At 65.3% G+C, this 20131-nt stretch carries 16 protein-coding genes and 1 tRNA gene; 5 read left to right on the top strand and 12 right to left on the bottom strand.

What is annotated here, in order from left to right; genetic code table 11:
• Nucleotides 1-10: 10 nt before the first annotated feature.
• Entirely contained in the window at nt 11-496 is a 486-nt protein-coding gene (locus J5J83_RS14265) for a 2,4'-dihydroxyacetophenone dioxygenase family protein (RefSeq protein WP_212350216.1), read from the bottom strand.
• A gap of 303 nt (nt 497-799) precedes the next feature.
• Here J5J83_RS14265 and J5J83_RS14260 point away from each other — a divergent pair, with 303 nt between their 5' ends.
• A complete protein-coding gene (locus J5J83_RS14260; protein ID WP_212350214.1) occupies nt 800-1285 on the top strand; it encodes a 2,4'-dihydroxyacetophenone dioxygenase family protein in 486 nt (161 codons plus the stop codon).
• A gap of 83 nt (nt 1286-1368) precedes the next feature.
• Here the strand turns inward: J5J83_RS14260 and J5J83_RS14255 are convergent, their stop codons facing one another.
• Nucleotides 1369-2508: a HupE/UreJ family protein gene (locus tag J5J83_RS14255; RefSeq protein ID WP_212350212.1), complete on the bottom strand. Its 1140-nt coding sequence runs from the start codon at nt 2506-2508 to the stop codon at nt 1369-1371.
• On the bottom strand, nt 2505-3701 hold the full coding sequence (locus tag J5J83_RS14250; protein WP_212350210.1) for a hypothetical protein: 1197 nt from the start codon (nt 3699-3701) through the stop codon (nt 2505-2507). Before J5J83_RS14250 ends, J5J83_RS14255 begins: the two co-directional genes overlap by 4 nt.
• 82 nt (nt 3702-3783) lie before the next feature.
• On the opposite strand from J5J83_RS14250, the gene J5J83_RS14245 reads away from it, so the two are divergent.
• On the top strand, nt 3784-4002 hold the full coding sequence (locus J5J83_RS14245; protein ID WP_212350208.1) for a hypothetical protein: 219 nt from the start codon (nt 3784-3786) through the stop codon (nt 4000-4002).
• Nucleotides 4003-4165: 163 nt separating this feature from the next.
• On the opposite strand, the gene J5J83_RS14240 is transcribed toward J5J83_RS14245, so the two are convergent.
• Complete coding sequence (locus J5J83_RS14240) at nt 4166-9340, bottom strand: RecQ family ATP-dependent DNA helicase (RefSeq protein ID WP_212350206.1); 5175 nt, start codon at nt 9338-9340, stop codon at nt 4166-4168.
• Between the two features lie 279 nt (nt 9341-9619).
• Between J5J83_RS14240 and yjjJ the strand changes: the two genes are divergently transcribed.
• Nucleotides 9620-10975 (top strand): type II toxin-antitoxin system HipA family toxin YjjJ, encoded by a 1356-nt coding sequence (yjjJ, locus tag J5J83_RS14235; RefSeq protein ID WP_212350204.1) that lies wholly within the window; start codon nt 9620-9622, stop codon nt 10973-10975.
• Between the two features lie 137 nt (nt 10976-11112).
• On the opposite strand, the gene J5J83_RS14230 is transcribed toward yjjJ, so the two are convergent.
• The 6 genes from J5J83_RS14230 to J5J83_RS14205 all read right to left on the bottom strand — a co-directional run bounded on the left by J5J83_RS14230 (nt 11113) and on the right by J5J83_RS14205 (nt 15737).
• Nucleotides 11113-11189: transfer RNA gene (locus tag J5J83_RS14230), tRNA-Arg, on the bottom strand.
• Between the two features lie 103 nt (nt 11190-11292).
• Nucleotides 11293-12525, bottom strand: a complete 1233-nt coding sequence (hemW, locus tag J5J83_RS14225; RefSeq protein WP_212350202.1) for a radical SAM family heme chaperone HemW — start codon at nt 12523-12525, stop codon at nt 11293-11295.
• Complete coding sequence (gene rdgB, locus J5J83_RS14220; RefSeq protein WP_212350200.1) at nt 12522-13118, bottom strand: RdgB/HAM1 family non-canonical purine NTP pyrophosphatase; 597 nt, start codon at nt 13116-13118, stop codon at nt 12522-12524. Before rdgB ends, hemW begins: the two co-directional genes overlap by 4 nt.
• 4 nt (nt 13119-13122) lie before the next feature.
• Nucleotides 13123-13839 carry a ribonuclease PH gene (gene rph / locus J5J83_RS14215; protein WP_212350198.1) on the bottom strand — a complete coding sequence of 239 codons (717 nt, stop codon included), beginning with the start codon at nt 13837-13839 and terminating at the stop codon, nt 13123-13125.
• Between the two features lie 18 nt (nt 13840-13857).
• The gene (locus J5J83_RS14210; protein ID WP_212350196.1) at nt 13858-14778 is read right to left on the bottom strand and encodes a PP2C family serine/threonine-protein phosphatase; all 921 of its coding nucleotides are present in this window, start codon (nt 14776-14778) and stop codon (nt 13858-13860) included.
• An 11-nt stretch (nt 14779-14789) separates the two neighbouring features.
• Nucleotides 14790-15737 (bottom strand): serine/threonine-protein kinase, encoded by a 948-nt coding sequence (locus J5J83_RS14205; protein WP_212350195.1) that lies wholly within the window; start codon nt 15735-15737, stop codon nt 14790-14792.
• A 93-nt stretch (nt 15738-15830) separates the two neighbouring features.
• Here J5J83_RS14205 and J5J83_RS14200 point away from each other — a divergent pair, with 93 nt between their 5' ends.
• Both J5J83_RS14200 and J5J83_RS14195 read left to right on the top strand, forming a co-directional pair.
• Nucleotides 15831-16697, top strand: coding sequence for a YicC/YloC family endoribonuclease (locus tag J5J83_RS14200; RefSeq protein ID WP_212350193.1), 867 nt, complete (start codon nt 15831-15833; stop codon nt 16695-16697).
• Between the two features lie 4 nt (nt 16698-16701).
• Nucleotides 16702-17592, top strand: a complete 891-nt coding sequence (locus J5J83_RS14195) for an EamA family transporter (protein ID WP_212350191.1) — start codon at nt 16702-16704, stop codon at nt 17590-17592.
• A 4-nt stretch (nt 17593-17596) separates the two neighbouring features.
• On the opposite strand, the gene J5J83_RS14190 is transcribed toward J5J83_RS14195, so the two are convergent.
• Complete coding sequence (locus tag J5J83_RS14190) at nt 17597-19210, bottom strand: VWA domain-containing protein (RefSeq protein ID WP_212350189.1); 1614 nt, start codon at nt 19208-19210, stop codon at nt 17597-17599.
• On the bottom strand, nt 19194-19994 hold the full coding sequence (locus J5J83_RS14185) for a CbbQ/NirQ/NorQ/GpvN family protein (RefSeq protein ID WP_212350187.1): 801 nt from the start codon (nt 19992-19994) through the stop codon (nt 19194-19196). Before J5J83_RS14185 ends, J5J83_RS14190 begins: the two co-directional genes overlap by 17 nt.
• Nucleotides 19995-20131 lie beyond the last annotated feature (137 nt).

Raw genomic sequence — 20131 nt, 5'->3', positions numbered from 1 at the left:
GGGGCGGGGCTCAGTGCCCGGAGACGATGCGAACGACGTGATCGGCGGTGCCGCTGTCTTCTGCCAGTTTCAGCATCAATCGGCAGTCGACCACCGCGGACACCGAACCGTCCGGGTTGCAGCCGGCCAGCGGGCCATGGGTGACGGCGAACATCACGCAGCCTTCATGCGACACCGGTTGATGGACGGATCCGCCGCGTTCGTAGGTGTAGTCGCCGGCGCAGCCTGGATCGTCCGGTTCGTAATAGAAGCCGCCCTCCACGAGGTAGGCTTCGGCCGAACCGAGGTGGGCATGGACCGGCGCCTGCACGCCCGCCTCCACTTTGAGCAGCATCGAGAAGCCGCCGCTCAGTTCGTTGACCGCCAAGAGCTTGAAGTGCGTGCCCTCCATCACCCATGGCGTCCACGGAATGGCGCCGAGCTTGATGAAGTCCTTGCCCGTGCGTTGGCTGAGTGGGGTATTGGTGGCGGGCGCGTTGAGGATTGCTGCGGTCATGCGTGTCTCCTGTGTTTTTGTTGACCGGCCGGTCGACCGATGGGGCCAATCTAGCGAGGTGTGCGCCGCACAAACACAGTTCGAGGCGAATCTCAGCGATATCCCGACAGCGCGGCCGATATTTGCAAAGCCACGTCGACAGGAAGGGTGAAGTGTTGATTTATCGATGTTTTTCAGTAGTCGCTGCAATTTGACGAGACGTCGAATTTCGACGCGGCACCCGACCTAGTATTGGCTTCCGGTTGGTGCCGACAGACCGTCAAGCCACCTTGCAGGACACCACAAAACCAAAGGAGACCATCGATGAGTGCAGTGCTGTGTAGTGCGGAAAGCCAGACATCCCAGGCGGGCGCGCGCGAGAAGATCACCCTGCCGTATCCGAAATTCCAGAAGCTCGACCCGATTCCGTGGCGGCCGTGGGTGATGGAGGGCGTGCAGTACAAGTTGCTGAGCGTCAATGCCCGCACCGGCGGCTTCACCTGCATGCTGAAGGTTCTGCCGGGCGTGGAGGCACCGGTTCATCACCACTTGGGAGCGATCGAGGTCATGGTCCTCGAGGGCGACATTTGCTACGAAGCGTCCGATATCGGTCGGCCGGGCGACTACATGTTCGAACCCGCGGGCGATATCCACCAACCGCGCACGGCGAGCGGTTGCGTGCTGTTCTGCGTATTCGAAGGGCCAATCGTAGGACTTGCGCCGGATGGCTCGCCTGCCGGGATCGTCGACTACAAGGTCATGCTCGAGATGGCCCACCGCGACGGTGTTGCGGAAGGTGTGCATCGCTGATTCTTTTCGGCGTCGAGATGGCGTGCGTTCGTCGTGAGCGCGGGAGGGTTGGCTGCATCGCCAACCCTTGCCAATCCCTGCGCTTACCCGATACTGCTGACGAGCCTGAGGTTGAGCGCGCGCTCCGCGAGCCAGACCAGGGCGATCAGCAAGGTGAGCAGTGACCCCCAGATAAAGACGCCGCGGCGGTAGAAGCGGGTGTTGCGCAGCGCGAAGGCGGCGGGGATGGTTGCGGCGAGGATGGCGAGCTGACCAAGCTCGACACCGACATTGAACGCGAGCAGCGACAGCAGCAATGCGCCGGGGGCGAGTCCGAGTTCGACGAGCACGCTGGCGAAACCGAAGCCGTGTATCAGCCCGAAGCAGAATGCCACCACCCAGCGCCGATGCTCGACGACGGGCCACAGGTTGTTGGCGGCGGCAAGCACGACCGACAGGGCAATGGCGGATTCGACCAGGCGCGAGGGCAGCGCAATCCAGCCCAGTACGGCCACCGAAAGCGTGATCGAATGTGCAATCGTGAACGCGGTGACGACCCACAGGACTTCGTGCAGCGCATCGCGAAGCCGGGTAGCGCCGCGCCAATGGCCGTCGGCGCGCACCAGCACCGCCGGCAGCAGCAGCGCGAGCAGGAAGAGAATGTGGTCGAAGCCGATCCAGATGTGCCAGATGCCTTCGACGAGGTACTGGCGGAACTGCGCGAGGCGCGACGGGGCGACTGCACTGAAGTGCTGCATGCCGCTGTCCGGCCCGAGCACCGCGCTGTGGGCCGTGCCGTCGATGGCCAGTCGCAGCAGCCCGCGGTGCAAGCCGTCGAGGTCGAAGAGCAAGCGGTAGCGTATGCCCACCTCGCCGACGGTCTGCGGGCAGTTGCCGGCCAGCTGCAATACCGCGTAGCCGCCGTCGCTGTGCGTATCGACCTGCAACGCGGTCGCTTGCAAGGTGCAGGGGCCGCCACGCGTCAGGTCGAGACGGCTCAGGGCCCAGGCCTCGACAGCGGCGCGGCGGGTGCGCAGTTCGCCCCAGGTGATCTCGCCGTCGCCATTGCCATCCAGGCCAAGGGCGAAATCGATGTCGCGCAAGGCGATGTCCCACTTGGCCGAAATCGAGGCACCGTCGACGTCGACGACCAGGTAGCTGTCGCTTGCCTTGTGCGCCCAGGCTGGCAGGTGCAGGAGGAGCGCGAGAAGCAGCGCGAGAAGCTGTGCCAACCGACACATCATTGCGTTCCGCTCCGTGCCGGGGACGGGTCAAGTTGGCGGGCAAGGGTGCGCAGTCGGGCATCCTCGAAGCCGCTTGAGGCGAGCCACTCGCGCGCCGGTCGGGCGGCGGCGGAATCGCGTGCCGCCACCGCCGCTTCGAGCAGGATGCGGGCATCGCGCGGCTCGCGCTGGACGCGGTAGTTATCGACGGCGAGCGCGAGTGCGGTGGTGGGTTCGCCTTCGATCCGCAGGTGAAAGCGTGCCTCCTCGGCACGGTGGGTGGCATCGCCGCGTAGCCACGCGGCAGCATAGCGGTCGGTGAGCGCCTGCCGGTGCGCTGCAGCGGTGGGTAGACCGAGGCGGGACTCGGCTTCGGCGAGGCGTAGCAGCAGGACGTCGGACGCCGCCCAGTCCGCGAGTGCGTCGACAACCTCGGCCGGACGGTCCTGATCGAGCAGAAAGTCGGTCCACGCCGCAAGCAGGTAGGTGTCATCCTGTCCGATTGCCAGCGCGTCGCGATAGTGGCGCTCCGCCTGTGCCGGTCTTCCGCGCCAGGCGGCCACCTCGCCGAGGCGGGTCAGCAGCCACTGCCGGTTGCCGGGATCGCTCGCAGCGGCCAGGGCTTGCGCGAGGGTAGCGTCGGCCTTGTCGAGATGGCCGGTATAGGCGAGCGTGAGCCCAGTACAGCCACCCGCAAGTACGCTGCGGCCAAGGCGAGCGAGCGCGTCGCATTCTGCCGACGCACGCGCATAGTCGGCCCGCACGAGATGAATCGCCCCCCGCCATGCATGAGCGCCGGCAAGATCGGGGTCGCGCTCGAGCGCCGCGGCGAAATCGTCGAGTGCCGCATCGAAGGCGTGCCGGTACTGGCGCAGCATGCCCCGCACCAGTAGCAATGCGGCCGGCAGCGGCGTATCGAAACGAGCGACGACCGCATCCGCATAGCCGACGTAGCGCGGATCGCCCGTGGCCATGGCCCGTTCGAAGTACTTGCGCGCCAAGGCGGCGGCCACCTGCCTGTCCTGCGGCGCACCTGCCAGGGCAACCCGCAGCGCCGCCAGTTCTTGCGCCTCGGTGTCTTGTGCCCGGAATGGCAGGCGCTCGATGACGACATCGTCGCGCGCGGGCGTAAAGGGGGCGGCCTGAGCACCGCCCGCCAATCCGAAGCCCGCGACCGAGACGACACAGCACGCAAGACGCGCAAACGAGATCATTTGTCGGGCATCCATTCATGCACTACATTGAAACTCTCCAACGTCGCAGTTGGATCTTCCCACAAACAAGGAGGAGGCGAACATGAACAGATTGCTGACAGTGGCAGCCGCCATGGTGCTCGCGTCAGTCTCCGTCGGGGCCAGTGCGATGTCTCACGGCGGGGCGATGTCGGACAAGGAAAAGGCAGAGAAACTAGAGGCCTGCAAGAAGATGGATCCGATGAAGGCCGACGAGAAGATGAAGGCCGAGTGCAAGAAACTCGAGGAAATGTCGGGCAAGAAGATGGAGGAGAAGAAATAGCGTTTCGACCACAGGACCGACGGGCGCAACGCCCGTCGAGTTTACCCAGGGAAGGCCGGGCATCCTTGTTGCGGAAGCTGATGAGGCGGGTTTGTCGGCCTTATTTTGAGCTCCACGTAAGGCCGACAAACGGATATTCGCCTTCCCAACGTCCGCTGCCCACTTACCCCGGCACATACTCAATCTCTGGCAATACCAGCGCCCAGCACTGACACCGCACGCTTTCCTTCTCGCTTTCCCGCGCATGGCGCGCCATCACTGCCCCCACCCGCACCGCCACAACTCTCCCGGGCGGGATTTGAAATTTTGACGACATCCGTCCGACCACGACGCCGTTGGCGTCCGCGATTTCCCATCCTCCGTCGCCATTGTTCCGTGGCTGAAGCGCGAGCGGGCTGCCGATGTCGAGCGTGGCGAGTGCGCGATGAATCGGGGCTCCCGGGGCGAAATAGCCGGGCCACGAGAGCACGATCTTCTCCGGATCCGCACACCACGTCCGGTGCGCAGTGCCAGGTTCGGGCACTTGCGCATCCGGCCGTGAGCGCAGCACGTAGCCATCCAGATCGCGAATGAATGGGTGCTGGCCGCCGAGTGCCTCGCACGCCGTCAGCGACTTTCTGGCCCGTGTCATCGCGACGTAGAACAGCCGCCGTTCATCGTCGCCACGGCCCTGCCAGCCGCCACCGTCGAGAATAAGCACGTGGTCGAATTCCAGGCCCTTGGCGCGGTGGGCGGTCATGAGGACCAGCGGCGCGTTGGGGCGGGCGTCACCGGCCGTCCTGGCAATGGCGCCAAAGTCGTACAGGGCCTCGACGAGGTCGTCGACGACGAGCTCGCGACCCGGTGCGGCGGACGCTGTGTCGGTAATGAACTGCGCGAGCGCGGCACGTTGCGGGTGGTCGATGAGGTCGTCCGGGGCGAGCCGGTAGCGGCGGCGGAACCAGCGCGCGAGGACGCCGGCCCGGATCAGCACGCGCCGGCGGCGGGTGCTGCGGCGCAGGCCGCGCAGCAGGGTGGCAAGGGCATTGCCTTCGCGGGTGTCGTGCAGCCGCAGCTGGCTGCCGTCGCGCTGCAGGCGCACCGGGATGCCGCGCAGGCGGCACAGCGCGGCCATGGGTTCGAGGTCTTCCCAGCGGCGGGCGATGGCGGCAAAACGACCCCATTGGCCGGCGCCGGACGGAGCGACCAAGGCATGCAGGCGCTGCAGTTCGTCGAGCGCGATCTGCACTTCCTGATGCGGATTGCGTGGCACTTCCAGGATGTGCACACGGCCTTCGGTGAGCGGGTCGAGCGTGGCCTGTTCGCCGCCGTCCGGGTGGTCGCGGCGGGCGTGGTTGATGCGGATGGAGTGGCCGGCCTTCATGCGCTCGCGCACGGGTTCGATGACGCGGTTGGCGCACTGGATGATGTGCTTCGTGGAGCGATAGTTCTCGACCAGCGCGTAGCGGCGGGCGGTGTAATCGGCTTCGAACTGGCGGATGAAGCGCACGCTGGCACCGTCGAAGGCGTAGATGTTCTGGTCGTCGTCACCGACCACCATCAGTGAGACGCGGTCTTCCTCGCTCTGCAGGGTGCGGCCGGCGACTGCGCTGATGAGGGCGTAGTGGTCGGCGTTGATGTCCTGGTATTCGTCCACCAGCAGGAAGCGCAGGCCGGCGAGCAGGCGGTCGCGCTGAATCGAGGGTGCGGCGCTGGTTTGCGCCCGCGCTTCGCGCCTGTCCTCGTCCTCCCCTTCCGCCGCGCGCAGACGCCGGGTGGCCTGGCGGATGACCTCGCCGAAGTCGACCGCTTCGCCGTGTTCGATGGCGACCGCGTAGCTGGTGCCGGTGATGCGCATCGCGAGCCCGTGCAGGGTCTGCACGCTGACACCCGCTGCGTCCGCCCCGACCAGCGCCCACAGGCGGCGCCGGATCTCGTTGGCGGCCGAGCGGTTGTAGGCGAGCACCATGATGGCCTCGGGCAGCACCATGCATTCGCGCAGCAGCCACCCGACACGATGGACGATAACTTTGGTCTTGCCCGCGCCGGGGCCGGCCAGCACCAGGTGATTTCCCTCTAGTGGCGCGGCGACGATGCCCTGCTGTTCGGGGTTGGCGAGTTCGGTAAGGATGCGGCGGTGGGCGGCCTCGGTGGTGGCCATCTCCAGCACATCCTTGCGCCCGGCGAAGTAGCGCCGCACGAACTCGGCGCGGTCGAGGCTGAAGTACTCCACGATGAAGGCCATCGCCGCCTGAATCTTGCGAATGGCGAGCTTGGCGTATTCGGCCATCACGTGCACCTGGACGATCTTGTCCTTGTAGTGCAGTGCGAGCTCGGCATAGTCGGACTTATTGAACTGGCGCCGGCGTGCCTCGGCGTTGAGGGCGATGCTCATCGCGGAGCGGAATACCGCCTTGCCGCGAGCGAGATGCAGCACTTCGTTGGCGTTCAGGTAGAGCAACGCTGCGGAGAGTGCGATGTCCCACTTTTCCACGCCAAGCCCGGTGAGTGTGGTGTCGGCCTGCAATGCGGCCTCGAGCTCGCCCTGCTTGCACGTGACGAGCAGTACGTTGCCCTGGCGGCGGCGCTGGAACTCGGCGACCAGCGCGCGGGCCAGGCGCATGCGTCGTTCGCGGATGGTTTCGATGTCCTGCCAGCTCCGCAGCAGCTTGAGCCAGCGGCTGTCGGTAGTTTGAGGGCGTAGCGCGAAGAAGCCACGATTGGCCGGGCCATCACCAAAGGGCTCGGAAAAGGACTTCAGCAGGCGGGTGAGTCGCTCGGGGTCGAAGTCGACTTGCGCGTCGCGGCGCAGGGTGTCGCACAGGCGGCGCACGTTGAGGATCTGCCAGCCATCTTGGTCGGCGTCGGGCGCCTCCTCGCGCAGGTTCCTGATCAGCGCGTCCTCGATGCGGGCGAGCTCGTCGAGGCGTTGTGCGGTATCCGGTTCGCGATAGAAAGTGACGCCGATTTCGGTGTCGTTCGAAAGGAGCTTCCAGTGGTCGAGCTCGCGCAGCATCTGCTGCACGATGCGTGAGTGCTGACCGGTGGCAAGCATCAGTTCGTCGGTGGACAGACCCTCGTCGTCCGCGGCCTGGATGAGGAGGGAAAGTATGCGCGCATAGGGCTCGATGTCCGCCTCGGGGCCGAGCTTGCGGCGCAGGATGGCACGGGCTTCTTCCTCGTTCGCCACCAGCAGGCTGCCGGGGAAAACACGGGTGTGGTTCTCGTGGCGTTCGAGCAGGCGCGCTTCTTCGAGCCAGGCGACTGCAATGCGGACCTTGGTGTCGGCGTCGCTTGCGTCGGGGTCGATGCGGTGGGCGTCGGGGATCTCGAGCAGGATCTCGCCGCTGGTGACCACGACGTCGCCCTCGCTGCGGTCTTTGCGCTCGATGGTGCGCAAGGCTTTCAGAATGGCGCCGATGTCGTGCTGGGTGAGGCGCGAGTTCTTCAGCAGGCGGAACTGTACGTCGAGATCGGCCTCGTCGTAGAGCAGAATGCAGCGTGCTGGCGACTGATCGCGCCCGGCGCGGCCGGCTTCCTGCAGATAGTTCTCCAGCGAGCCGGGCGTGTCGAGGTGAATGACAAGGCGCACGTCGGGCTTATCCACGCCCATGCCGAAGGCGTTGGTGGCGGCGATCACACGCAGGTTGCCGGCGAGGAAGGCTTCCTGTACCGCACGCTTGTCGGTGGGCAGCATGCCGCCGTGGAAGTAGCTGCACTCGAGGCCCGCATTCTTGAGGAATTCGGCGACTTCTTCGACAGTCTTCTGCCGCGCGCAGAACACGATGGCGCCGCCCTCCTCACGCTGCGCCTCCTGCAGCAGGCGCAGCACCTCGCCATACTTTGCCTGTGCCGGCACGGAGCGCACCTCATAAGAGAGGTTGTCGCGGCTCACCCCACCTTCGAGGCGCTCGAGCACAATGCCCAGATGCTTGTGCAAGTGTGCGCAGATGTCATCTACTACGTCCGGTTTGGCGGTGGCGGTAAAGCAGAACACTGGCGAGGGTTTGTCCTTCTGCCGCGCCTTGATGAAACGCGAAACGTAGAGGTAATCGGGCCGGAAGTCGTGGCCCCACTTGGACAGGCAGTGTGCTTCGTCGAACACCCAGGCGCCGATCTCGCGGTGCATCAGCGCATTGGCAAAGGCGGTGCTGCGGAACTGCTCGGGCGCGACGAAGATGAGTCCGAGGTCGCCCAGCCGCAGCTTGTCGAGCATTGCCCGCCGCTCCATGGGGTTGAGCAGGCTGTTCAGATATCCGGCGCAGGTGATGCCACGTGCCTCCAGGTTGTCCACCTGATCCTTCATCAGCGACTGCAGGGGCGAGATCACCACGGTGAGGCTGCCGTTGCGGTAGTAGCGGGCGAGGGCAGGTAGCTGAAAGCACAGGGACTTGCCCCCGCCGGTGGGCAGGATCGCCAGCGTCGGCTTGCGGGCAAAGCCGTTCTCTACGATGGCCTGCTGCAGCGAGCGGCCGTCGCCGGTGGTGGGGGTGCTGCGAAAGCGCGTAATGCCTGGAAAGTAGCGCGGGAGCAAGGCGTCGAGATCATGCTGTTCGCGGCACCAGGCGCAGGCTGGATCCGGGCAGGGCACGTCGCGCAACGCGGAGATCACTTCGCGCGTCTTCGGAAAACTCAGGCTGACCCATGGCGGCAGCACCGAATTGCCGCCGGCCACGCGCAGCCACACCAAAGCGTAGGCGAGGGGCTTGTGCCACGCCGGATCCGGTAGCCAGTGTTCAAGCAGCCTGTCTTGAGCGGTGATGCATACCTTGCCCGCCGTCGCGCGCAACCAGCCGGCCACGGTGTCGTCGAGGGTCGGCTTGAGCGCGCGGCGCAGAGCGGCGAAAAAATTGGAGACCCCCTTGCCGCTTTCCGGGGCAAGAAGGAAGTGCAGACACAGGGCCTCGTCCGGGTGTTCGGCAACGCGTTGTTGTAGCGCTTCGCTCTGATCGATGAAGAGTGCGTAGGCGAGTTCGGCGTCGCGTACCGGGTCATTGCGCGTTGTCGTGCACAGCTTGTAATCCTTCACCAGGCGGTGATACGGATTCTGAGGAAACGCGACCGGAGAGAGCTCAAGCGTGTCGATCATCGGCAGTCGATGCAAGGCGAGCTGCGGATGCAGCGCCGCCAGCGCCGGCTGGTCGAAGGCGATGATGTTGTGGCCGAGGACGAAGGCCGCGCCGTCGGTCAGCGCGTCCAGCCTGGGAACGAGGTCAGGTGCCGTGCCGGAGAGCTTCAGCCGCGCGTCGAGGTCGGGGCGGAAAACACCCAGTTCCCGCAGGACCATGCGGTCCTCGCGGGCGGTTTCAATATCGAGGCAGAGGCACCGCGCACGCGGCGCGGCAGGCTGGGACGCCATCAAATTGTGTCGGGTCGAAACGAATCGGGCAATTCTAGCGGTCCGTGCGCGATTCGACGATTGCATATGCCACAGTTGTCTTCGTGGGCGAAGCGCTCGGATCCAATCCCCGGGCGCTGCTTATGCCATTTCAATAAAGTGAGGTGCTGGCCGCTTGGGGAAGTCAGTGGCCTTTGAATTCTGCCGCGCCCGAGAAGATGAATCCGGGCGCCGGTAAGAGGTCGGCTCCGTCACTTCTGGTGTCGCCGGGTAAGGACATCACAGCGATAAGCCGTTACTATGCTATTCATCCTGCTATTCATGAATTTATTCATCCGCATGTCGGCACACGCAGATCGTCTTCGTTTTTGCCTCAGTCAAGGCCCGTTGACTGCGCGCCAACTCGTTGAAAGGATGGAGGTAAGCCAGCCAACGGTGTCGCGTGTCTTGGCATCGCTCGGCGACGATATTGTGCGCATCGGGTCTGGCAGAGTCATTCAGTACGCCCTGCGCGATTCCGGTCGCGGGCTGGGGGATCTTCCTGTCTATCGCGTTGCTGCTGATGGCACGCTTCGCCGGCTCGGCTTCCTGGTATCGGTGCGGCCCGAAGGTTTCGTCATGCAACAGGAGAATGGCGTCTCGCTGCACAGCGACAGTCTGCCATGGTGGCTGCTCGACATGCGTCCGCAGGGATTTCTTGGTCGCGCCTATGCAGAGCACCATGCTGCCCTCTTAGGATTGCCGCCACGACTCACCGAGTGGTCCGACACGCATATGCTCCGTGCGTTGATAGCGCATGGTGAAAACGTAGTGGGAAATCTCTTGCTGGGCGACATTGCACGCGATCGATTCATCAATGCGCAGTCGCCCCTCGCGCTGGACCGGGCGCAGTATCCCGCGCTTGCGGAGGCTGCGGAACGAGGTGATGTGCCGGGATCGTCCGCGGGCGGTGAGCAGCCAAAGTTTGTCGCATTCACCGACCGCCACGTCCTCGTCAAATTTTCCGCGGTGGCAGACAACCCGGTGACCCGCCGTTGGCGCGATCTACTGGCGGCCGAGCATGTTGCAGCGCAAGTCCTGATCAACGCTGGCATTCAGGCATCTCACGCCCAGTTGTTCGACATTGGCGGACGACGCTTCCTCGAAGTCGAGCGCTTTGACCGCGTGGGAGACTTTGGGCGCCGCGCACTTCACTCACTGTCGTCAGTCGAGGCCGAGTTCGTTGGAGATGCCAGTTCGCCATGGCCGCAATTAGTGACGAGATTGGCGGCACAAGGCACGGTTACCGCTGAAGCGGCAGCAGGTGCTTCGCTGCTGTATGCCTTCGGAACGTTGATCGGCAACTCTGACATGCACAATGGCAACCTGTCGTTCGTCAGCGAGCACGGCCGGCCGTACGAGCTTGCGCCAGCCTACGACATGTTGCCAATGGCTTTCGCACCACGGAGCGGCGGCGTGTTACCCGATGGATTGCCGTCTGCGCGGTTGCATCCGGGCGTTCAGCCGGATGCATGGCGTCAGGCGCTCTTGCTCGCCGAAGCGTTCGTTGCCGCCATGAACGGTGATAACCGGTTTTCCGAGGATTGGGAGCCGTGCCGCGAGGCGCTGGTGGCACACGTCAAAGAGGCCCGCGTGAAGATCAGTCGGCTGGGCTGACACAAGCAGTTCGGCCCTGGATGGGTTATCGAAACGCGGGGGAGGGGATTGGCGTTGGATGACTGGCGCGGCGATGTGTCCAGTCGGGAAAAAATGAAAAGGTGCTGATCCGGAAAGAAATCAGCACCTTTCAAATATGGCGCGCCCGAGACGATTCGAACGTCCGACCCCTGCCTTCGGAGGGCAGTACTCTATCCAGCTGAGCTACGGGCGCCGTGTGGGCCGGTCGGGAGAACCGGCGCACGAAGGGCGGAAGGATATACCGCTTCGTGGGGGAAGTCCATCTGGGCTTTGCGCCCCACGCTGCGGGTGTGGCCTCAGTCGCGCAGGAAGACCTGCAGCAGATCGTTGAGGAAGCGGCGGCCCTGTTCGGTGGGGCGCAGTGTACCGTTGGCGGTGTCGAGCAGACCGCGCTTGCGGGCGTCGATGAGTTGCGCCTCGATGCTGGCCAGCGGCAGGCCGGTGCGTTCGGCGAACAGGGTGTGGGGCACGCCGTCGGTGAGGCGCAGGGCGTTCATCATGAATTCGAAGGGCAACTCGGCAGCGCCGACGTCGCGGCGTTCCTGGATGAAATCGCCCTTTGCCGCGCCTTCGAGGTAGCGGCCGGGGTGCTTGTGGCGCATTTCGCGCACGATGCCGTCGTGGCTGGAGAGCTTGCCGTGGGCACCGGGGCCGACGCCGAGGTAGTCGCCGAAGGCCCAGTAGTTGAGGTTGTGGCGGCATTCCTGGCCGGGGCGGGCGAAGGCGGAGGTTTCGTAGTGCCTGAAGCCGGCGTCGGCCAGGCGTGCTTCGATGGCGTCCTGCATGTCGGCCGAGAGATCGTCGTCGGGCAGCGGCGGCGGGGTGTGGGCGAAGGGCGTGTTGGGTTCGAGCGTGAGGTGGTAGCAGGACAGGTGGCTGACGCCGGTGGCAAGCGCGGTGTCGAGATCGGTCAGCGCGCCTTCGAGCGTCTGCTCGGGCAGGGCGTACATGAGGTCGAGGTTGACGCGTTCGAAGTGCTGCTGGGCGATGTCGATGGCGCGGCGGGCTTCAGTGCTGTCGTGGATACGGCCGAGGCGTTGCAGCTTGGCATCGTCGAAGCTCTGGATACCGATCGACAGCCGGTTGATGCCGGCAGCGCGATAGTCGCGGAAGCGGTCGGACTCGAAGGTGCCGGGGTTGGCTTCGAGCGTGATCTCGGCCATCGGGTCGAGCTGCAGGCGCATGCGCAGCGCGACGAGCAGGCGGTCGAGGGTGGCGGCCGACATCAGGCTGGGGGTGCCGCCGCCGATGAAGATGCTGAGCACACGTCGGCCCCACACCTGGGGCAGGGCGGATTCGACGTCGGTGATGACGGCGTCGAGCCAGGCCTCCTCGGGCAGGCTGCCGTCGCCGCTGCGGCTGGTGTGCGAGTTGAAGTCGCAGTACGGGCATTTGCGCACGCACCACGGGAAATGCACATACAGCGACAGCGGCGGCGAGGCGCTGAGCCGGGGGGTATCGATGGGGTCGGTGCGGGCAGTGACGGCGGTCGGGGCCGGCGTCAGCGCGATGATGCGGCGATCGCTCACAGCGGAAGGGCGGCGAGACGGTCGAGCAGGTGGCGCATGGCCGCACCGCGATGGCTCAGCGTGTTCTTGAGCGCGGCATCGAGTTCGGCTGCAGTCTGTTCGAGCTCGGGCAGCCAGAAGAGCGGGTCGTAGCCGAAGCCGCTATCGCCGCGCGGAGCGGTGAGAATTTCGCCATGCCATTCGCCGTCGGCAATCAGCGGCCGCGGATCCTGGGCGTGGCGCACGAGCACGACCGCAGAATAGAAGTAGGCGCTGCGGTCGGTTTCGTTGGCGAGCTTGTCGAGCAGCAGCAGGTTGTTGCGGGCGTCGGACTTGGGCTCGCCGGCAAAGCGCGCCGAGTGCACGCCGGGTGCGCCACCGAGCGCAGCGACGCACAGGCCGGAGTCGTCGGCGATCGCCGGCAGGCCGGTGGCGAGCGCGGCATGGCGGGCCTTGGCCAGCGCATTCTCGACGAAGGTGGCGTGGGGTTCTTCGGCTTCGGACACGCCGAGGACGGATTGGGGCACGACCTCGATGCCCAGCGGTGCGAGCAGGGCCTGCATTTCTGCGGCCTTTTTGGCGTTGTTGCTGGCGAGAACGAGACGCTGGCTCATGATTTCAACCCCCGAGTGCGGCCTGCTGCAGTTCGGTCAGGCGACCGATGCCGGCTTCGGCGAGATCGAGCAGGGCATTGAGTTCGGCTCGGGAGAACGCGGCGCCTTCGGCCGTGCCCTGGACCTCGATGATGCCGCCGCTGCCGGTCATGACCACGTTCATGTCGGTGTCGCAGTCCGAGTCTTCATCGTAGTCGAGATCGAGTACGGGTGTGCCCTTGTAGATGCCGACCGACACGGCGGCGACGAAATCGGTCATTGGATTGGTGGCGAGCTTTCCATCCGCCACCAGCTTGTCGAGCGCATCGCGCACCGCTACACAGGCGCCGGTGATGGCGGCGGTGCGGGTGCCGCCGTCGGCCTGCAGCACGTCGCAGTCGATGGTGATCTGGCGCTCGCCGAGCGCGGTGAGGTCGACCACGGCACGCAGGCTGCGCCCGATCAGACGCTGGATCTCCTGGGTGCGGCCGCTCTGCTTGCCCTTTGCGGCTTCGCGTGCGCTGCGGGTATGAGTGGCGCGCGGCAGCATGCCGTATTCGGCCGTCAGCCAGCCCTGGCCCTTGCCACGCAGGAAGCCGGGTACGGTTTCTTCCACGCTGGCGGTGCATAGCACGCGCGTATCGCCGAACTCGACCAGCACCGATCCTTCGGCGTGGCGCGTGAAACCGCGGGTGATGCGGACGGGGCGGAGTTGATCGGCTTGGCGCTGGCTGGGTCGCATTGCAGGTTCCTGTTGCATTTACTTGGTGAATTTCTTGATCGCCGAGTTGATCTCGGCAATGGCGCGCTCGATCTCGTCGTCGCTGAGGTCCACCGCGGTGGCCGAACCGCGCGTGGTGCGCTGGAAGGCGTCCATCTGGGTGGTGAAGTCGTGCAGGGCCATGGTCTGGGTGGAGACAGAATCGGGCACGGCCGCGCCGATGTCGTCGTGCCAGCACATGGTGACCAGCGACAGGTTGTCGCAGCTGGCGCCGGCCAGTTCCTCCGCGCGTGTCATCAGTTTCGGGACGGCCTCGAGCAGGTTGGTCGTGGTCAGGCCGAGCAGCAGGCCCTGGTCGCCCACCGGCCCCCAGACACCGTCGGAGCACAGCGCGATGATGTCGCCGTCCTGCAGCAGGGTACGGCGCGAGAATTCGATCTGCGGCGCATGGGTGCCGCCGAGGCAGGAGTAGATGCGGTTTCGTCCCGGGTGGGTCGCTGCGCCTTCGGCGTCGAGCAGGCCCTGGTCCAACATCAGCTGCACTCGCGAGTGGTCGCGCGTCTGCGTGTTGATGCGACCGTGGCGCAGCAGATACAGGCGCGAGTCGCCGGCATGCGCCCAGTGTGCATAGCCTTCCTGCACCACACAGACGACGATGGTGGTGCGCGGCGCCTCGGGCAGGTTCTTGTCCAGCGCATAGTCGAGGATGGCGTGGTGAGCACTCGACAATGAACGCGACAGGAACAGCGCCGGATCTTCGAGCAGCGGTTGCGCTTCGCGCTGGAAGGCCTGGGTGAGGTATTGCACCGCGATATGGGCGGCAACCTCGCCGTGCAGGTGGCCGCCCATGCCATCGGCGAGCACCATGATCAGCGCGTCGCGCGAATAGCAGTAGGCGATACGGTCCTGATTGTTCTTGCGTTTGCCGACGCGGCTTTCCTGGTAGATGGTAAATCTCACGACAGTCTCCTTCAGCCCTTGCCGATGAAGGACTTGAGCCGCGACCCGAGGTCGGTGAACCAGGTCGCGGGCATGGCCTCGCCTGCTTGTTTCTGCATCAACGCTTTCTGCAGCGTATAGACACTTTGCGGGCGCTTCAACGGGTCGAGGTGCAGGCACCATTCGACCAGTTCCAATAGTTGTTCAGAATACTTGCCGGCATGCGTTTTGGATACCGGCTGCACGGTATCGCGCTTGATCCGCTCGTCCGAGCGCAATGGCGCGGTGCCGACGATGCAGGCGTACATGCTCGCCCCCACGCTGTAGATGTCACTCCACGGCCCCAGCGCTTCACGGTTGCCGAACTGTTCGGGCGAGGCGAAGCCGGGGGTGTACATCGGCTTCAGCATGGGCTGATCCAGCGCCAGGGTTTGCCGCGCGGCGCCGAAGTCGAGCAGCACCGGGGTGCTGTCGGCGCGCAGGTAGATGTTCGACGGCTTGATGTCGAGATGCAGCAGCTTGTGCGCGTGCACCTCGCGCAGGCCGTTGAGCATGCGGGTGAATACGCCGCGGATGAAGCGCTCGCGCACCTCGCCCTTGTGCTTCTGGATGTAGTCGTGCAGCGTGCGTCCGCGCTCGAACTGCATCACCATGTAGACGGTCTGGTTGGCGCGGAAGAAATTGAGCACCCGCACCACATTGGGGTGCATCAGCTTGGCCAGCGAACGGCCTTCCTCGAAGAAGCACTTCATGCCGTAGCGGAAGGCGGGCTGGTTCTCTACGGACACCTGGGGCTCGATCTCGCCATCCTTGCGCAGGGCGAGCGAATTGGGCAGATACTCCTTGATGGCTACCGGCGTGCCGTCGGTGTCATACGCGAGGTAGACGATCGAGAAGCCGCCAAGTGAAAGCTGGCGTTCGATCTTGTAGTGATCGAGCTGAAAGCCGGCAGGGAGTGCGCAGTTTGCTTGAGGCGGCATCTTCGAGGGCGCTAGTATTCGGCTTTCCGCAGCATTTTCCTGACAGGGCCCTGCAGTGTAATCGATCACGGCAGGTTCCCGGAGACCTCAACCATGATTCATAGCATGACCGGCTTCGCGGTCCAGACCCGCGATCTTGGCACAGTCAGCCTTCACCTCGAACTACGCAGCGTCAATTCTCGCTACCTGGATCTGAATTTTCGCATTGTCGAGGACTTGCGCCAGGCCGAACCGGCCATCCGCGAACAGATTACCAGCCGGTTGACGCGGGGCAAGGTCGAATGCCGGCTGAATCTGCAGACCAACACTGCCGCTCCGCGCAGCTTCGCGCTCAACAACGGACTTCTGGCCCAGCTGGCCGACGCCCAGGCCAAGGTGCAGACGCAGTTTCCTCAGGCCAAGCCGATGTCGGTGGGCGAACTGCTGCGCTGGCCCGGCATGCTGGCCGATGATGGCGTGAGCTTCGAGCAGATGCAGCCGGCAATCGCCGAGCTGGCCCGTGCCGCGATCGACGAGCTCATCGCCACCCGGGCGCGCGAGGGCGAGAAGCTTGCCGACATGATCCGTGAGCGCATCGTGCGCATGCGCGAACTGGTGGCGGAGGCGACGCCGCGCATGCCGGCCATCGTCATCGAGTATCGCGAGAAACTGACCAACCGTCTGCGTGAAGCTGTCGCCACCCTCGACGAGGACCGCATCCGCCAGGAAGTGGCGCTGTACGCGCAGCGTATCGATGTCGCCGAAGAGCTGACGCGCCTTAGCACGCATCTCGACGAACTCGAGCGCATTCTCAAGGTGGGTGGTTCGGCGGGCAAGCGCCTCGATTTCCTGATGCAGGAACTCAACCGCGAAGCCAATACGCTGGCCTCGAAATCTCCGGCTACCGACGTCACCGCCGTGGCGATGGAGATGAAGGTGCTGATCGAACAGATCCGCGAACAGGTTCAGAACCTGGAGTAGGCCCATGTCGCCCCGTGACCTCTTGCTTGCCATGCTGGTGGTGGTGGTGTGGGGCGTCAACTTCGTCGTCATCAAGGCAGGGGTGTCCGAGGTGCCGCCGCTGTTGCTGGGCGCGCTGCGTTTCATTGCGGCGGCATTTCCGGCGGTGTTGTTCTTTCGCCGGCCGGGCATTCCGCTGCGCCTGTATCTCGCCTACGGGTTGACCATCTCAGTGGGCCAGTTCGCCTTTCTGTTTACGGCCATTCACGTCGGCATGCCCTCCGGTCTGGCGTCGCTGGTGCTGCAGTCGCAGGCCTTCTTCACCATGCTCTTTGCCGCCTTCTGGCTCAAGGAGGCGTGGCGCCCGAGCCAGTTGGCGGGCCTGGTGCTGGCCGGCGCCGGTCTTGCCCTGATCGGCTCGGCGCACGGGGTGAGCATGCCGCTGGGTGGTTTCCTGTTGACCCTGCTGGCGGCATCGATGTGGGCGGCGGGCAATATCGTCACCCGCGAGGTCGGGCGTCACGGCCCGGTGGACATGCAGGCGCTGGTGGTGTGGGCCAGCCTGGTGCCGCCGCTGCCTTTTTTGCTGCTGTCGGTGTTGATCGAGGGGCCGGGCGCCATCGTCGATGCGCTTGCGGCGTTCAGCCTGCGCTCGGCGGCGGCAATCGCCTATCTGGCGTGGATCGCCACCTTGCTGGGGTACGGCATCTGGAGTCGTCTGCTGTCGCGCTATCCGGCCAATCAGGTGGCGCCGTTCTCGCTGCTGGTGCCGCTGGTGGGGCTGACGACGGGCTGGGTGGTCTATGGCGAACGGTTGCAGCCGGTGCATTTTGCCGGTGGCGCGCTGCTGATGGCCGGGCTCGCGGTCAATCTGTTCGGCGCGCGGCTGATGGCGCGCTTGAAGCGGGTCGGGTGAGCGCTCAGGCGCGTCCCAGTTGCTCGTGCAACTGGCGCAGCGCGAGGGGCAGGGCAGAGGGGCGCAATACCGAGCGGGTGTTGCCATGCCCGAAGATGCGTCCAAGTGCGGGACCGGCCTGACTGTCGAGCGCGAGGCAGAATACATGAATGCCGGCGCGACGGGCTTCGCGCACCGCGGCGGCGGCGTCTTCGCGCAGATAGTTGGTGTCGAACACGTCAACATCGGAGGCTTCGCCATCGCTGAGCAGCACCAGGTGGCGGCTGCCGTGGTGTTCGGTGCTCAAGTTGGCCGCGGCGTGACGAATGGCGGCGCCGATGCGGGTGGAGTGGCAGGCGCGTACGGACGCGAGGCTCAGTTCCAGCGCAGCGGGCTCGGCTGAGCCGAATTCGCTCAAACGCCAGTAATCGACCTGTTCGCGGGTGTTGGATGAGAAACCGTGGACGGCCACGCGGTCGCGGTTTGCCCTTGCCGCCGCGACCAGGGCAAGCGCGGCCTGGCATTCAAGAGAGAGCACGGTGCGGCCGTCGACGACGTCGTTCGCCGAGGTGGAGAGGTCGAGCAGCAAGAGCAGGCTGTGGTGTCGCGGGCTGCGCCCGCTGCGGCGATGGATACGCGCGTCGCCGAGGCTGCCGGTGCGGCGGTCGATCATCAGTTCGGTCGCGGCGTCGAGGTCGATGTCCTCTCCCTCCCACTGGCGTCGCAGGCGAACCCGATGATCCAGCGCCGTTGGCCGGATGGACACGCGCGGCGCTCGCATGGCGGGCGCCACGAAGGCGCGCTCGATGACCGTCGTCCACCGTTGCCGATGACGGTCGAGCCGATAGTCCCATTCCGGGTAGCTGTAGCGGGCGAGTTCCTGCGCTTGCGGCGTGGTGTCGCCGGCCCCGGCAGGTGTGCCTGCGCGGGTGGGTGCCGTGTCGACCGAGGCGAGGCTGTGTTCGCTGGTGTGCTCGTATTGCCACAGATAGCTGTTGTCGTCGCCGTGCCGACAAGGCACGGCATAGCCCTGCAGATTCATTCTCACCCGCATCTGTCCGAGGTCGTTGGCCAATACCGAGGCCACATTGCGCAGGGTGGCGTGATCGTCGAGCGAGCTTTCGTGCGCGTTGAACAATTGCCGTCCCTTGCTGACCCAGTAATCGTCGGTGGCATAAGAGGGGTCGAGCAAGGCGAGATTGAGACGAGCGACGAGGTCGGCAAAACTGCCATCCGGGCCTTGGGCTTGCTGGCAGGCAATGCGCGCCTGTTGCAGCAGCAGGGCGCGCAGGCCCGGATAGCGCTTGATGAGAAGGTGTTCGACGCGGGCATCCTCGATGGCCGAGGCCATGGCGATACCCATCGGTTTGAGCTTGCCCGTGGCTTGCGCCGGACGAGAGAAAAGCAGGTGGGCGGCGGCGTGCGCGATGGCGGCGAGGTGTTGATCCGGGCTGCCGGAGGGGGGAAGCAGCACGGCGTCGGCGCGCAGTATCGGCCGACTGGTGGCGGACGAGCCAGGGTCGTCGGTCAGCCATTGCACGCTGAGCGAGCGGCCCGCGAGGGCTTCGAGCACATGCGCCAGGGCGTCGAGGCTGCGTGTGGTGCTGCCGCTAGCCGCGTACTCAGCCGAGGCAGGCATTCACGATGTCCTGCAGGGCCTGCCTCAGGTCGGGGTCGTCGGTGATGGCGCTGGTCATGGCCATGTGACAGCTTTCCGCGGCGGGTAGCCCATCGCGTATCAGTACGCCGGCGTAGATCAGCATCCGCGTCGAGATGCCTTCGTCGAGACCGCGCGTGCGCAGGGCGCGGGAGTGGCGGGCGATGTCGACCAGTGTGGCGGCGAGAGTACGGTCGATCCGCGCTTCGTGGGCAAGGATCTCGATCTCTGCCGCGGCATCGGGGTAGTCGAATTCAAGTGCTGCAAAACGTTGGCGGGTGGATGGCTTGAGGCTCTTGGCGCCGCTTTGGTAGCCAGGGTTGTAGGACACCACGAGCTGGAAGTCCGGGTGCGCGTGAACGACCTCGCCCTTGCGCTCGAGCGGCAGGTTGCGCCGGGTGTCGGTCAGTGGGTGAATGACGACGGTGGTGTCCTGGCGCGCCTCGACGACTTCGTCGAGGTAGCAGATGGCGCCGTAGCGCGCGGCGACAGTGAGCGGACCGTCGTGCCAACGGGTGCCGTCGGCGTCGAGCAGAAAGCGGCCGACAAGGTCGGCTGCGGTCATGTCTTCGTTGCAGGCGAGGGTAATCAGCGGTTTGCCCAGGCGCCAGGCCATGTATTCGACGAAGCGGGTCTTGCCGCAGCCGGTGGGGCCTTTGAGGATCAGGGGCAGGCGGTGGGCGTAGGCGTGCTCGTAGAGCGCGATCTCGTGACCGACGGGGCGGTAATAGGGTTCTGCGCTTAAGCGGTAGTCGGAGAGGTCCATTATTGCTGGCAAGAAAGGCAGGAAGGAGGGTGTGTGCTGACCGGTGCCCGCTTGCGTTGGCTGGCGCTGTGGCTCATGCAGGCCTCGCCCTTCGGGTGCCCGCCGCAGGCACCGTCATCCTGGCCGCGCCGGCACTC

This window comes from Azoarcus sp. L1K30 (assembly GCF_018122735.1).
Taxonomy (GTDB): domain Bacteria; phylum Pseudomonadota; class Gammaproteobacteria; order Burkholderiales; family Rhodocyclaceae; genus Parazoarcus.
The sequence above is the reverse complement of the archived record's forward strand: the minus strand, read 5'-3'. Positions and strand labels throughout refer to the sequence as shown.

Coding starts and splice junctions, on each gene's coding strand:
- J5J83_RS14265 (WP_212350216.1), bottom strand. CDS start 496: ATGACCGCAGCAATCCTCAACGCGCCCGCCACCAATACCCCACTCAGC.
- J5J83_RS14260 (WP_212350214.1), top strand. CDS start 800: ATGAGTGCAGTGCTGTGTAGTGCGGAAAGCCAGACATCCCAGGCGGGC.
- J5J83_RS14255 (WP_212350212.1), bottom strand. CDS start 2,508: ATGATGTGTCGGTTGGCACAGCTTCTCGCGCTGCTTCTCGCGCTCCTC.
- J5J83_RS14250 (WP_212350210.1), bottom strand. CDS start 3,701: ATGATCTCGTTTGCGCGTCTTGCGTGCTGTGTCGTCTCGGTCGCGGGC.
- J5J83_RS14245 (WP_212350208.1), top strand. CDS start 3,784: ATGAACAGATTGCTGACAGTGGCAGCCGCCATGGTGCTCGCGTCAGTC.
- J5J83_RS14240 (WP_212350206.1), bottom strand. CDS start 9,340: ATGGCGTCCCAGCCTGCCGCGCCGCGTGCGCGGTGCCTCTGCCTCGAT.
- yjjJ (WP_212350204.1), top strand. CDS start 9,620: ATGCTATTCATCCTGCTATTCATGAATTTATTCATCCGCATGTCGGCA.
- rdgB (WP_212350200.1), bottom strand. CDS start 13,118: ATGAGCCAGCGTCTCGTTCTCGCCAGCAACAACGCCAAAAAGGCCGCA.
- rph (WP_212350198.1), bottom strand. CDS start 13,839: ATGCGACCCAGCCAGCGCCAAGCCGATCAACTCCGCCCCGTCCGCATC.
- J5J83_RS14205 (WP_212350195.1), bottom strand. CDS start 15,737: ATGCCGCCTCAAGCAAACTGCGCACTCCCTGCCGGCTTTCAGCTCGAT.
- J5J83_RS14200 (WP_212350193.1), top strand. CDS start 15,831: ATGATTCATAGCATGACCGGCTTCGCGGTCCAGACCCGCGATCTTGGC.
- J5J83_RS14195 (WP_212350191.1), top strand. CDS start 16,702: ATGTCGCCCCGTGACCTCTTGCTTGCCATGCTGGTGGTGGTGGTGTGG.
- J5J83_RS14190 (WP_212350189.1), bottom strand. CDS start 19,210: ATGCCTGCCTCGGCTGAGTACGCGGCTAGCGGCAGCACCACACGCAGC.
- J5J83_RS14185 (WP_212350187.1), bottom strand. CDS start 19,994: ATGGACCTCTCCGACTACCGCTTAAGCGCAGAACCCTATTACCGCCCC.